Origin of the sequence: Dickeya sp. MK7 (genome assembly GCF_000406305.1) — a bacterium.
Classification (GTDB): Bacteria; Pseudomonadota; Gammaproteobacteria; order Enterobacterales; family Enterobacteriaceae; genus Dickeya; species Dickeya fangzhongdai.
The window spans coordinates 1,249,739-1,263,726 of record NZ_CM001984.1; the positions used below are offsets into that span (position 1 = coordinate 1,249,739).

A 13,988-nucleotide genomic window follows, 5' to 3' on the forward strand; every position below is an offset into this window, starting at 1 on the left:
TATGCCTTTGAAAGTTATCGCTTCTTTTCAGACCACCCTTAAAGTCTCCCGGTATATGTTCCGGGCGCTGGCGACCACGCTGTGGATTCTGGGCGCACTGATTTCGGTTTTTTACGTGAATAAGGAACTGAATCAACGGGAATCGCATCTGCGACAGATTTTCTCCCTCAATTTCGAACAATCGCTGGGATATATTCGCCATACCACCGATGTGGCGCGCGAGCTGCGGTACATTGCCGCTAACCGATTCGGTGCGCCTGTCGCGCCACGGGAACGCGGCGGTGCCGCCAAAAAGACGCCGTTCTCTATTTATCCGCTGTCGTCCACCTTTGACTGTGGCGAACAGTATGAGAAGAACCCCGCTCAATTGCAGTCGCTGACTAGCTTTTTTGAACAGTGGCATGATGATTTCTCGTCGGTTTATGACCTTAACCGCATCTTTTTTGTCGACAGCAGTCAGCAGTGCATTGTCGATTTTGGCATTCGCAATCAGTCGCTGGATAGCGATAGCCTGATGAAGAGCGTGCAGGAACGGTTGCAGAATCAGAAATCCAATCGGGCGGGGAATCGCCGCGAGGAGAGCCTGTTTTGGGTGACGCCCGGCCCGACGCCGGATGCGGGGTATCTGTACGCGCTGACGCCGGTGTATGTGGATAACCATCTGGTGACCATGATGGGGATCGAACAGAGTATTCGGCTGGATGATTTCATGTTGAATGGCGACCTGCCGTTCAGCGTCAGATTACTGGATCAGAATGACCGGGTTCTGCTGCAGTTTACCGACAGCCAGTCCGGCAATAGCCTTAGCCATTACCCGGACTCGAACAACTACTTTGGCTACAGCGATGGCTACGGCGCCTTGTTGATGAAGAAGGCGCTGCCGCCTACGTCGATGACCGTGGTGTATTCGCTGCCGCTGGAAGTGATTCTGATGTCTCTCAATACGCTGATCATCAATATTGCGTTGTTGAATCTGGCATCGGCTATCTGTCTGTTTTTATTGACCAGACTGTTTGAGCGCAAAATTTTTCGGCCGGCGGAGCGCAACGCGTTTCAGTTGGAAGAGAACGAACAGTTTAACCGCAAGATCGTGGCGTCGGCGCCGGTAGGCATCTGCATTCTGAGGATCAGCGACGGCACCAATATTATCAGCAACGAACTGGCGCATAATTACCTCAGCCTGCTGACGTATGAAGACCGGGTGCGCATTGTGCGCATCATCTGCGAGCAGCAATCCAAATCGCTGGATGTGGTGACCGGGCGCAATCACCATCTGCAAATCAGTTTTGTGCACTCGCGCTACCGTAACGAAAACGTGGCCATCTGCGTGCTGCTCGACGTCAGCGCCCGTGTGCGCATGGAAGAGTCGTTGCAGGAGATGGCCAACGCCGCCGAGCAGGCCAGCCAGTCCAAGTCGATGTTCCTGGCGACCGTCAGCCATGAATTACGCACGCCGCTGTATGGCATCATCGGTAATCTGGATTTGCTGCAAACGAAATCGCTGCCATCGGATGCCAACCGGCTGGTGACGGCGATGCAAAACTCCTCGGCGCTGCTGCTGAAGATCATCAGCGATATTCTTGATTTCTCCAAGATCGAGTCGGAACAGCTGAAGATCGAGCCCAGCGAGTTTGCGCCGCGTGAGGTGATAAACCATATCGTGAGTAATTATCTGCCGCTGGTGGTGAAAAAACGGCTGGTGCTGTATTGCTATATCGATCCTAACGTACCCTTGCGGTTGATGGGGGATGCGGTGCGGTTGCAGCAGGTGTTGAGCAACTTGCTCAGTAACGCCATCAAGTTTACCGACACCGGCTGTATTGTGTTCCAGGTGGCGTGTTGCGATGACGGTTACCTGGTGTTCAAGGTACGGGATACCGGCGTCGGTATCGATACCCGTGCGGTGATGAAATTATTTGACCCCTTCTTTCAGGCCGGGACCGGGGTTCAACGCCACTTTCAGGGTACCGGGCTGGGGCTGGCGATTTGTGAAAAGCTGGTTAGCCTGATGGATGGGGACATCACCATTGAATCCGAACCGGGGCTTGGCAGTGAGTTCGGCATTCGCATTCCGCTTTACCGCGCTCACTACCCGCAGACGTTGCAGGTGCCAGATTTACAGGGGAAAACCTGCTGGTTACAGATTCGTAATGCGCTGATGGAGCGCTATCTGCTGGGCTTGCTGAATGCCTGCGGTCTGGATGCGCAGCGGTACGAAGAAGGGCAGCTCGTCGGTAAAGATGACGTGATGATTTGTGATCATGTGCCGGATACGCTGCCAAATGCGCACGCCTGCGTGGAGATTAGCGGTATGCAGGCTGGCGCCGCACAGGAGGTTCGGGCGGGGTACTGGCTGTACAGTACGGCCGCGCTGCACGAATTGCCGGTGTTGCTGCAACGTATTTATCGGGGTGAGGATGAATTGTCCGCGGCGGCGCTGTCCCTGCCGTCCGTCAGTTACAATCGTACCGAAAACAGCGATATTCGCCTTTTGGTGGTGGATGACCATCCGATTAACCGCCGTTTGCTGGCCGATCAACTCGGTTCGCTGGGGTATCAGGTCATTACGGCCAATGACGGGCTGGACGCGCTGGATGTGCTGGCGAAGAATCCGGTGGATATTATCCTTACCGACGTCAACATGCCGAATATGGACGGTTACCGTTTTACCCAGCGGCTGCGGGAAATGGGGCAGACGTTGCCGGTAATCGGCGTCACCGCCAATGCGCTGGCGGAAGAACGGCAGCGCTGTCTGCAGGCCGGTATGGATAATTGTCTGTCTAAACCGGTGACGCTGGATACGTTGCAGCAGTCGCTGTCGTATTACAGTAATCTGGTCAGGCAGAACAAGCCGGTTCAGTCGTAACTCAGGCCGGCTTGGGGGAAGGCCGGCGAGCAGGTCACCCGCTCGCCGGTAGGTGAATCACTCTTTGTCAGACGGCGACACGCCGACCGAGGAGAGGTAGTTCAGCAGGGCGATATCGTTGTCCACACCCAGTTTGGTCATGGCCGATTTCTTCTGACTGCTGATGGTTTTGATGCTGCGATTGAGTTTTCTGGCGATTTCAGTAACCAGGAACCCTTCGGCAAACAGGCGTAAAACCTCGCTTTCTTTGGGGGACAAGCGCTTGTCGCCGTAACCGCTGGCGCTGATTTTTTCCAGCACCTTGCTGACGCTTTCCGGCGTGAATTTTTTGCCTTTCTGCAACGCGGCCAGCGCTTTGGGCAGGTCGGTTGGCGCGCCCTGTTTCAGGACAATCCCTTCAATATCCAGCTCCAGCACTGCGCTGAGAATGGCCGGATTATTGTTCATGGTCAGTACAATGATCGACAGGTGCGGGAAATGGCGCTTGATGTATTTGATCAGGGTAATGCCGTCGCCGTATTTATCCCCCGGCATGGATAGATCGGTGATCAGAACATTGGCGTCAAGTTTGGGAAGATTGTTAATCAGGGCTGTCGAGTCTTCGAATTCACCCACGACGTTAACCCATTCGATTTGTTCCAGCGACTTTTTAATGCCAAACAAAACAATAGGATGATCGTCTGCAATAATTACGTTTAGATTGCTCATTGTTTTTTACTCATATTGTTGGCCACCGGGCTGCAGCAATGCTGTGACAAAACCTTCGATCTGCTGAAGGTTGGCTTCTATCTGCGCGCGATCCTGGGTGGTAATAAGCTTTTCCAGCGCTTCACATAACTGCTTGCCGGGATGAAGATTCAGCATGGCAAAGACACCTTTCAGGCGGTGTGCTGTTTGCGCAAGTGACAAAAAATCGCCATCTTGGGTCTCAGTATATAGTCTCTTTAAATCCTCCGGTACTGTATCAACAAACAAGGAATAGTAGTCACTGTTGCGTAACTGACGGACATAGAAGCCGATATCGTCCTGCTCTTCAGGCAGGGGATCGTCCGGAGAAGTATCCAGTTGCTGTTCGATCAGTTTCAGCAGACCTTCCAGCAGTAACTGGCTGACATTGTAGTTGGTACGCAGGCGGCGATGCCCCAGCGGCACCAGCAGCGTATCGTCGCTGGTCACCAGCAAGGTATCGTCGGCCATCCGGCTGGGATCGTCGGTAATCGTGATTTCCGCATCCTGACTCACCAGTCGTTCGTCATATACCACGACATCCGCGCCCCAGTTGCTCACCATACGGCTAACAATGGTACGTACCTCATCCGAGGTAATGTTCAGGAGTAGCGTGATGTCGTCCAATAATTTCTCATCTTCTTCCGCAGGCAGCGGGTCCGGCTGCATTTTCAAGGTCAGCACGTACTGGGTGCCGAGTCCTGGTCGACTGTTGATTTGCAGTTGACCCCCTAGTTTGTTGCAGAGTTGATTGCATAGAAATAGGGTTAATCCGGAATTGTGCCGGAAGCGATCGGATAGCGGCGTGGTAGCGAACGGATGCACCAGATTGTCCCGCTCCATACCGGAAATATCGGTGCCGGTATCGCTAATGCGGATCAGCAACTGCTCGGGGGTATGCGCCGAAGGCTCGCAGGACAGGGTGATCTTGCCGTAGTCGGTATTGGTGATGGAGTAGTCCAGCAGCAGCGACAAGGTTTTCTTCAGCAATTCGCTGTCGCCCAGATAGGTCTGGCGCGGGTCGAGCTTGTAATGATTGAACAGCTTCAACCCTTTTTGCTGGATACGCGGCAGCAATTCCAGCATCAAATCGTCAATCAGCGTCAGCGGTGAAAACGAGTCATGGACCAGATGCCATTCCACCGTTTCCAGTCGCGCCTGCAGGGCGATGTTTTCCATCAGACGGATGGCGCCGCTGGTTTCGGCGATCAGCGCCTGAACCGTTTTCTGCTGCTCTGGCGGGTTATCGGTTTTGCGCAGCGTCAGCGCCAACTGGTGTACGGCGGACAGCGGTTGCTTAAACTCCTGGCTCAGGTTGCGGAACAGGCGTTTGCGAACCGAGACGTTTTTGTCGAATTCCCGCTGCGCCAGCTGCAGCTTTTTGGTAATCAATATTTCCTGATCCTGTTCGCGCAGCAGGAACAGGCACAGCGACGGCGTGTGCTGGCTGTGGAACACGCGCACCTCGTACATCTCGTTATCCACCGTGGCCTGAATAACGCCCTGATGCTCCTCCGCCAGCGTGGAGATTTTCTTCAGGCTGAGGTGCGGGTATAACCGTTCCGCCAGCGCGTTCGCCACCATCACCTTGTTGTTGCTGAAATCGTAAACCAGCACCCCGACCGGGATGCGGCTGACGATCTCGCCGTACATTCGCTGTTGTTCTTTCAGGTGATGGGACAGGTCATCCTTCGGCCGGGCGTAGTAGCGCCGCAACGCGTAGACCCCCATCAGCGAGATAGCCAGCAACGCCAGATTGAGCGCAATCACCCAGATATTGTTGCGCAGCATATCGGTCACCAGCCGGCCCAACGGAATGGCATAGACCAGTTTGATCGGCGAGTTCATCAACTGGGCCGAGATTTCCAGCAGCGCGCCTTCACGGCGAATATCGGTGGGGATGTCGTTATCCGCGCTGGCGTCGGCGTTTACCGGCGGTGTTTGCTGGCGCAGCATGAAACTGTCCCGCGACATATTGCGCGGGATCAGATCGTTGATAGACAAGTCGAACGCAATGACGGTAGCCAGATGCCCAGGCTGATTGAACGTCGTGCGCAGGGTAAAGTAATAGTCGTTGTAAAAACGCAGCTTGCGTAAGGGGGAGAAGCTTTCCCGTTCATCCAGCGTATTCGCCTGCTGCAGCATCTCGGTTTTGCGCGATTCCACCATCGATGAGAGGTAGCTGCCGCGGAACTGTGACGAGATATCTTTCAGCGGCTGGGTGGAGACCATGGTCAGGCTGTTGTCCTGCCCATTGAGGTAGTACATCGAGTAGATATCGGTTTTCGCGCCCCACAGGACGTCCAGATATTGCGATATCCGGTGCATGGCGCCGAGCGTGGTTTTGTCGTGCGGCCCGAAAATCAAGGCATCCGTTTTGTGGCCGCTTTTCTCGACATAAAACACATTCGGCATCAGCGTAATCAGATTGATGTTGGGAGTATCGGGCGGTGTCGGATCGCTGATCAGATTTTTGTAGATTTGATCGGTAAAGAAGCGGTAAGCATCGATGCGCTTTTGCATTCCTTCCGCAATGTCTGTCAGGGCGGATTTTTTCTCCGTCATCCAACTGTTGACGTAGTTATAGCTGTAAGCGCCGGTCATCAGCAGCAGCAACAGAATAAACAGCAGGAAAAAACGCACGATAGCCGCAGGCATGAAATCAGGCTCCTGATGAACGGGTAAGAGGACGGATACTGAGGCTGACAACCAGCAGCAACAGTGCGACAAGGCCCAGAGCCAGCGATAGGCTGCTCCATTGGGCGATGAAGCCGAGTAGCGCCGGACCGGTCAGAATACCGGTATAGCCGAGAGTGCTGACTGAGGCAACGGCCAGCCCGGCGGGCATGATCCGCTGTCTGCCTGCCGCCGAGAACAGAATCGGCACCACGTTGGAGGCGCCCAGGCCGACCAGGATAAACCCGGTTATCGCGGAAACCGGGTTATCCACCGCAATCGCCAGCAACAGGCCGAGTGCGGCGCATAAACTGCCGCCGGCTGCCATGACGTAGCGCCCCAGCTTCTGCGTTAACCGGTCGCCGTTGAGGCGCCCCAGCGTCATGGCGATGGAAAAGGCGGCGTAGCCAACGCCCGCGAGCCGGGAGTCGAGCCCGCGTTCGCCGCTGAGGAACAGGGCGCTCCAGTCCAGTATCGCGCCTTCCGCCAGAAACATAATGAAGCAAAGCGCGCCGATGGTCATCACCACGCCGCGCGGCCGCACAAACAGCGGGGAGCGTTCGGCGTGACCCGAGCCATGCAACAAATGGCGATGCGTGCCGCACAACAGCAACAGAAGGAGCAGAAGCACCATGATGATGATCGCCCATAACGGCGAACAACCAAGCCACAACAGGCCGCTGACGCCGCCCGCACCGGCGATGCCGCCGACGCTGTAAAAACCGTGAAACCCGGACAGCATGGCCCTTTTGCTGGCCTGCTCGACCACCACCGCCTGAATATTCATGGTGACGTCAAGCAGACCAATCGCCGCGCCGAACAGGAACAGCAATACCGCCATGGCGGGCAATGTGGAAACCTGCGTCAGGGCCGGCAACACCACAAACAACGGCGCGGCTGCGGACAGCATTACCCGGCGGCATCCCAGGCGCGCGCTCAGCACGCCGGCCAGCGGCATGGCGGTCAGCGAGCCGATGGCAATCATCAGCAGCAGCATTCCCAGCGACGCGTCGTTGATGTTAAGGCGGGATTTGGCGTACGGCACCAGCGGCGCCCAGGCCGACATCGCCGCGCCCGTGATGAAAAACACCGCCCGTGTGGCGAACTGTACCGCTTTGTCGTCCAGTCGCTGTGACTGGTCAAGCGTGGAGGAACTCAAGGTTGAACTCATTGCTGAATAACTATCGTCGCTGAACCTGACAGAGGGGTATTTTTACCACAATTGCGACGTTTTATCGAAAGAGGATGTGTCTTGTCGACAGAAAATGCGGGAAGGGTTCCACAATAAACTCGCAGATAAAAAATGCCGGGACAAGCCCGGCAATGAGAAGGTAATTTATGATAAAGCGGAATGAAGAATTTGATGATAGCGAGAAAAATTTTAGAACTGTCGGTCGTAAGAATTTTGTCACTTAATGCTAATTTCATCGGATTGCTTTTTCATTCTGTGCGGTGAACAAAATCAGAAAATATAAACGAGATGAATTATCGTTGATGAAGGAATATGTCCATCCGCCCGGGATTATTCGCTGAGCGCCATGCTGCCTGATGTGGCGTTCCCCGGTCTGATATGCCGACATGACAATACGTTACCTGTGGTCATCTTTCGTCAAAAAATAAAATAAAAAGCGACGAAATTTTTTATATTGTGGATACTTTTTATGGCGAAAGCCTGCAAATAAAAAGGCGTGATAAAGAATAATCTAAACCCTGTTTTTATTGTGGGTTAAGCATGGGGTTATTTGGCGTTGCGGCAATCTAGAATTGGAAATAGGAATTATCGCAATCATTTTGGGATGTCTGCCGCAATTTGAGATAAATCACCATGAATCTGGCTCCAACCTCTGGGTGACGTTATTCAACTGCGGGTGCGTTCTGTTCGCTGGCGAACGGCCGGGGAGAGGCCTATGCATAGAAATAGGGTGTGGGTAAGCAGGTTATTACGGGGTAGGTATCAAGCTAATGACTTTTTTTTTGTAGGGATAGCCCCGTATAATTCCCTACTTTCAGTTAGGCTATGGGGTGAATGTGCAGCAATTCTCTGACCTGCTGCGCCAGATGCATCAGGCGCTCAACGAACCCTTGCCGGAGCAGGCGGGCTTTCATGCAGTCACGCTGACTATGTCGTTGCAGGACGGCTCGCCGTTGCTGGCGTGGCTGGCCTCGCAGCCCGTTTATCCGCAGTTTTACTGGCAGCATCGTCAGGACGATGAAGAGGCGGCGGTGTGTGGTCAGGTGCGTGTGTTTGACGATATCGCACACGCTGAGGACTTTCTGCAACGTCATGATGTGGATGACAGCGTGCGTCTCTGGGGGTTGAATGCGTTTGAACAGCATCCGGTAGCGGAAGCGAATGCTGCTGCGTTTCTGTTTTTGCCGCGCATCGCCCTGTTGCGACAAGGGTTGCGTCTGCGTCTGCGGGTCAATCTGTGCAGTGAGACCTCGCTGCGCGATGATGCGCGCGACGCACAGGATTTTCTGCGCCGGCTATTGCCGCCGCAGCCGTTGCCGACGCTGCATACCCGTATAGAAGCTACCCGCCATTGTCCGGATCGCCAGCAGTGGATCGACCTGTTGCATCTGGCGCTGGCGGACATTGCCGCCGGACAGATGGAAAAAGTGGTGCCGGCACGCGCCTCGATGCTGTCGCTCGATCGGCCGTTGCGGGCGACCACGCTGATGGCGGCCAGCCGGGCGGCCAATTACCGCTGTTATCATTTTATGCTGGCTTTCGCGCCGCATCAGGCGTTTCTGGGGTCCAGCCCTGAGCGGCTTTATCGGCGGCGGCATACCCGCCTGGAAACGGAGGCGCTGGCCGGAACGGTGGCCAGCGATCATGACGATGAAAAAGCCGCCGCGCTGGCAGACTGGTTGATGAATGACGTCAAGAATCAGTGTGAGAACATGCTGGTGGTGGACGATATTTGCCAGCGCCTGCATCAGGCGGCGTTGACGCTGGATGTGATGCCGCCGGAGATCGTTCGGCTGCGCAAGGTGCAACATCTGCGGCGAACGATTCAGGCGACCCTGCGCAGCGGAACGGATAGCGAGTGCCTGCATCTGTTGCAGCCGACCGCGGCGGTGGCCGGGTTGCCGCGCGCCGTGGCGCGGGCGTTTCTGGCCCGGCATGAGCCGTTTCACCGCGGCTGGTACGCCGGCTCGGCGGGGTATTTGTCGCGTCAGCAGTCCGAATTCAGCGTGGCGTTGCGCTCTGCCAGCGTCGCGGACCGGCAACTGACGCTGTATGCCGGCGCGGGCATTGTGGCGGGATCTGATCCAGAACAAGAATGGCAGGAACTGGAAAACAAGGCCGCCGGACTGAAGTCGTTGCTGGAAGACGCTATTTCATAGCGCGATTTATTGCCTGTTACTGGTTTACATCAAAGTTGGCCGGATGAAAAAAAATATAATTATTGCCACAACCCGCAACCGGAGTTGTTGAGTCGATCATGTCCACACATATTTTTAACCGCCGCTGGGCAACGGTTATCGTTGAGGCGCTCAGCCATCAGGGTGTCCGTCATATCTGCATTGCGCCGGGATCGCGTTCCACACCACTGACGCTGGCGGCTGCTTCGCACCCGTCGCTGGTCTGTCACACCCATTTTGACGAGCGGGGTCTTGGTCACCTGGCGCTGGGGCTGGCTAAAGCCTCTGGCGAAGCTGTGGCGGTGATAGTGACGTCCGGCACGGCGGCGGCCAATCTCTATCCGGCGATTATTGAAGCCGGGCTGACCGGCGAGCGGCTGGTGATCCTGACGGCGGATCGCCCGCCGGAGCTGATCGACTGCGGCGCCAATCAGGCGATTCGGCAGCCCGGCATGTTTGCCTCGCACCCGAAATTAACGCTCAACTTACCGCGTCCCACCTGTGATATTCCGGCCCGCTGGCTGGTTTCCGCCCTCGATAACGCTCTGGCCGAGCTGCGCCACGGCGCGCTGCATATCAATTGCCCGTTTGCCGAGCCGTTATATGGCGAAGACGATCCGGCAGCCTTTCAGGACTGGCTGCAGGCGCTGGGCGACTGGTGGCATCAACCGCAGCCGTGGCTGCAGGGCGCGAGTGCGGCGCCGGCAACAACAATGCAGCCGGACTGGCCGCAATGGCGGCAACGGCGCGGCGTCGTGATCGCCGGGCGAGTGCCCGCGCAGGTCGGAGAACAGCTAGCCGCCTGGGCGCGCCAGCTCGGCTGGCCGCTGATCGGCGATGTGTTGTCGCAGACCGGTCAACCACTGGCCTGCGCCGATTTGTGGCTTCAGCATCCGCAGGCGGAAACGCTGCGTCAGGCTGAGATCGTGGTGCAGTTCGGCGCCAGCCTGACGGGCAAACGTCTGCTGCAGTGGCAGGCGACGGCGACGCCTGACCAATATTGGCTGGTCGACAGCCTGCCGGGACGGCTTGACCCCGCGCAGCATCGTGGTCGTCGATTGGTGGCCGACATTGCCGACTGGCTGACGGCGCATCCGGCCGTTGCTCAATTGCCTTGGGCGCCAGAGGTTGAAGCCTGTGCCGAACGGGTCATCCGCCAGGTGGCTGCCCGCTTGTCCGGCGGTTTCGGCGAGGCGCAATTGGCGCATCGCGTCGCCGAACTGCTGCCGCCGCAAGGGCAGTTTTTCGTCGGCAACAGCCTGACGGTAAGGCTGGTGGATGCGTTCGCCCGTTTGCCGGCGGGGTATCCGGTGTACGCCAACCGCGGCGCCAGCGGCATTGACGGCCTGCTGTCGACGCTGGCGGGTGTGCAGCGCGCCGATGTCCGGCCGATGCTCGCCATCGTCGGCGATCTGTCGGCGTTGTATGACCTTAACGGGCTGGCGCTGCTGCGTCAGCCGCCTGCGCCGCTGGTGCTGGTGGTGGTTAATAATGACGGCGGGCAGATTTTTTCGTTATTGCCGACGCCAGAGGCGCAACGCGAAGCTTTTTACTGTATGCCGCAGCAGGTGGATTTTCGTCATGCGGCGGCGCTGTTCGGGCTGCGTTACGCGCGAGCGCAGCAATGGTCTGAAGTACAGAACGCGGTAAATGCCGGGTGGCGGCAGGGTGGTACCACCCTGCTGGAAGTCGTGGTGGAACCCAAAGCCGGCGCCGAAACGCTGCAGCGGCTGTCGGCCGAGGTGCCGTCGTGGTGACGATGCATTGCCGTCGGGTGGGGCAGCCGCAGCCGGGGCAACCCTGGCTGGTGATGCTGCATGGCCTGCTCGGCAGCGGCGAAGATTGGCAGCCGGTGTTGCCGTATCTGGCCGACTGGCCGCTACTGCTGGTGGATTTGCCGGGACATGGCGCGTCCCGGTCGTTGCCGACGGCGGATTTTGCCGACGTGAGTCGCCAACTGACCGCGCTGCTGGCGCAACAGGCGGTAACCGACTACTGGCTGCTGGGGTATTCGCTGGGCGGGCGCATTGCCATGTATCACGCCTGCCGGGGCGACGCTGCCGGTTTGCGGGGGCTGCTGGTGGAAGGCGGTCATCCGGGGCTGGCGTCGGCAGCAGAACGTGAGGCGCGACAGCGGCATGATGCCGACTGGGCGCGCCGTTTTCGCCATGAGCCGCTTGATAGCGTGCTGCCGGACTGGTATCAGCAGCCGGTTTTCGCCCGCCTGTCGTCGGCGCAACGCGAACGGTTGATTGCATTGCGGCGCGGCAATCACGGACCGGCGGTCGCCGATATGCTGGAAGCGACCTCTCTATCCCGTCAACCCTGTCTGGTTGACGCCCTGCAGCGGCTACGGGTTCCGTTCGGTTACCTCTGTGGCGGTCAGGACACTAAATTTCAGGCGCTGGCCGCGCAGCATCGTTTGCCGTTGCTGAGTGTGGACCACGCCGGACACAACGCTCATCAGGCGAATCCGTCAGAGTATGCCGAACGGATTCGTCAGTTTATTTCGCATCCCGAAAGGAAGATTCAATATGCTTTATCCCAGTGAAGAACTGCTTTACGCACCGGTAGCATGGCACGATTGCAGCGGGGATTTTGTCGATATCCTTTATCACAAGTCGACCGATGGCATCGCCAAAATCACCATCAATCGTCCTCAGGTGCGCAACGCGTTCCGCCCGCAAACGGTAAAAGAGATGATTCAGGCGCTGGACAACGCCCGTCATGATGACGGTATCGGCGTGATCATCCTGACCGGCGCCGGCGAGAAAGCGTTCTGCTCCGGCGGCGATCAGAAAGTCCGCGGCGACTACGGCGGCTACCAAGACGACAGCGGCGTCCATCATCTCAACGTGCTGGACTTCCAGCGTCAAATCCGTACCTGCCCGAAACCGGTGGTGGCGATGGTGGCCGGGTATTCCATCGGCGGCGGCCATGTGCTGCACATGATGTGCGATCTGACCATTGCGGCGGAAAACGCCATTTTCGGTCAGACCGGTCCGCGCGTCGGCTCGTTTGACGGCGGCTGGGGCGCCTCGTACATGGCGCGCATCGTCGGCCAGAAAAAAGCTCGCGAAATCTGGTTCCTGTGCCGTCAGTATGACGCGCAGCAGGCGCTGGATATGGGATTGGTCAACACCGTGGTGCCGTTGGCGGAACTGGAACGCGAAACCGTGCGCTGGTGCCGTGAAATGCTGCAAAACAGCCCGATGGCGCTGCGCTGCCTGAAAGCCGCGCTGAATGCCGACTGCGACGGTCAGTCCGGATTGCAGGAACTGGCCGGCAACGCCACCATGCTGTTCTACATGACGGAAGAAGGGCAGGAAGGCCGCAATGCCTTTAACGAAAAACGCCAGCCCGACTTCAGCAAATTTAAACGGAATCCCTGATGCGTCAGGCCATCCTCTATCGTTACAGCGTGCCGATGGACGCCGGGGTGGTGCTGCGCAACCAGCGCCTGAAAACCCGCGACGGGCTGCTTATTTGCCTGCGTGACGGCGAACGGGAAGGCTGGGGCGAAGTCGCGCCATTGCCGCAATTCAGCGTGGAGACGCTGGAAGAGGCGTCCGGCGCGGTACAGACGCAACTGCAAGTCTGGTTGTCAGGGCAGGCGTTGGACGAGTGCGGTTTGCCCTCGGTCGATTTCGGCGTTAGCTGCGCGCTGGCCGAGCTGTCCGGCCAGTTACCTGACGACGCGGACTATCGTAAAGCGCCGCTGTGCAATGGCGATCCGGATGAATTGTTCGCCATGCTGCAAAGCCTGCCTGAACCGGTGGCTAAGGTGAAGGTCGGGCTGTATGAAGCGGTACGCGACGGCATGATCGTCAACCTGTTGCTGGACGCGCTGCCCGAACTACGGCTGCGGCTGGATGCCAACCGTAGCTGGACGCGGGCTAAAGCCGACGGATTCGCCCGCTATGTGACGCCGGCCTATCGTTCCCGCATCGCTTTTCTGGAAGAACCCTGCAAAACCCGCGACGAGTCGCGCGATTTCGCTCGCGCCACCGGCATTGCCATCGCCTGGGACGAAAGCGTGCGCGAGCCGGGATTCCGGGTTGAAGCAGAGCCGGGCGTGGCCGCCATTATTATCAAACCTTCGCTGACCGGTAGCCTGAACCGCTGTCGCCAACTGGTGGAACAGGCGCATCAGGCTGGCCTGACGGCGGTGATCAGTTCCAGCATCGAGTCCAGTCTGGGGCTGACGCAACTGGCGCGACTGGCGCGCTGGCTGACGCCGGGCGTTCTGCCGGGGCTGGATACGCTGGATCTGATGCAGACGCAGGTGGTGCGCGCCTGGCCTGACAGCGCGTTGCCGCTGATCGCGGCGGACCGTCTGGAGCCGATATGG

At 57.7% G+C, this 13,988-nt stretch carries 9 protein-coding genes; 6 read left to right on the plus strand and 3 right to left on the minus strand.

Features of this window, described 5'->3' with window-relative positions; all coding sequences use genetic code 11:
- The first annotated feature begins 1 nt into the window (after position 1).
- Positions 2–2,866, plus strand: coding sequence for a two-component system sensor histidine kinase RcsC (gene rcsC, locus DXXMK7_RS05600; RefSeq protein ID WP_071605176.1), 2,865 nt, complete (start codon positions 2–4; stop codon positions 2,864–2,866).
- 57 nt (positions 2,867–2,923) lie between these two features.
- On the opposite strand, the gene rcsB is transcribed toward rcsC, so the two are convergent.
- The 3 genes from rcsB to DXXMK7_RS05615 are packed head-to-tail and all read right to left on the minus strand — an operon-like array spanning position 2,924 to position 7,439.
- Entirely contained in the window at positions 2,924–3,574 is a 651-nt protein-coding gene (gene rcsB / locus DXXMK7_RS05605; RefSeq protein WP_013316908.1) for a response regulator transcription factor RcsB, read from the minus strand.
- 6 nt (positions 3,575–3,580) lie between these two features.
- On the minus strand, positions 3,581–6,250 hold the full coding sequence (gene rcsD / locus DXXMK7_RS05610; RefSeq protein WP_038918227.1) for a phosphotransferase RcsD: 2,670 nt from the start codon (positions 6,248–6,250) through the stop codon (positions 3,581–3,583).
- 4 nt (positions 6,251–6,254) lie between these two features.
- Complete coding sequence (locus DXXMK7_RS05615; RefSeq protein ID WP_038918228.1) at positions 6,255–7,439, minus strand: MFS transporter; 1,185 nt, start codon at positions 7,437–7,439, stop codon at positions 6,255–6,257.
- 851 nt (positions 7,440–8,290) lie between these two features.
- On the opposite strand from DXXMK7_RS05615, the gene menF reads away from it, so the two are divergent.
- The 5 genes from menF to menC all read left to right on the plus strand — a co-directional run.
- Complete coding sequence (gene menF / locus DXXMK7_RS05620; RefSeq protein ID WP_049842514.1) at positions 8,291–9,619, plus strand: isochorismate synthase MenF; 1,329 nt, start codon at positions 8,291–8,293, stop codon at positions 9,617–9,619.
- A gap of 98 nt (positions 9,620–9,717) precedes the next feature.
- A complete protein-coding gene (gene menD / locus DXXMK7_RS05625; protein WP_038918231.1) occupies positions 9,718–11,394 on the plus strand; it encodes a 2-succinyl-5-enolpyruvyl-6-hydroxy-3-cyclohexene-1-carboxylic-acid synthase in 1,677 nt (558 codons plus the stop codon).
- 2 nt (positions 11,395–11,396) lie between these two features.
- Positions 11,397–12,188, plus strand: a complete 792-nt coding sequence (gene menH, locus DXXMK7_RS05630; protein ID WP_038918233.1) for a 2-succinyl-6-hydroxy-2,4-cyclohexadiene-1-carboxylate synthase — start codon at positions 11,397–11,399, stop codon at positions 12,186–12,188.
- Positions 12,172–13,029 carry a 1,4-dihydroxy-2-naphthoyl-CoA synthase gene (gene menB / locus DXXMK7_RS05635; RefSeq protein WP_033570148.1) on the plus strand — a complete coding sequence of 286 codons (858 nt, stop codon included), beginning with the start codon at positions 12,172–12,174 and terminating at the stop codon, positions 13,027–13,029. Before menH ends, menB begins: the two co-directional genes overlap by 17 nt.
- Positions 13,029–13,988: o-succinylbenzoate synthase (menC, locus tag DXXMK7_RS05640; RefSeq protein ID WP_038918234.1), on the plus strand; the 960-nt coding region annotated here is incomplete at its 3' end. The genes menB and menC, both read left to right, overlap by 1 nt.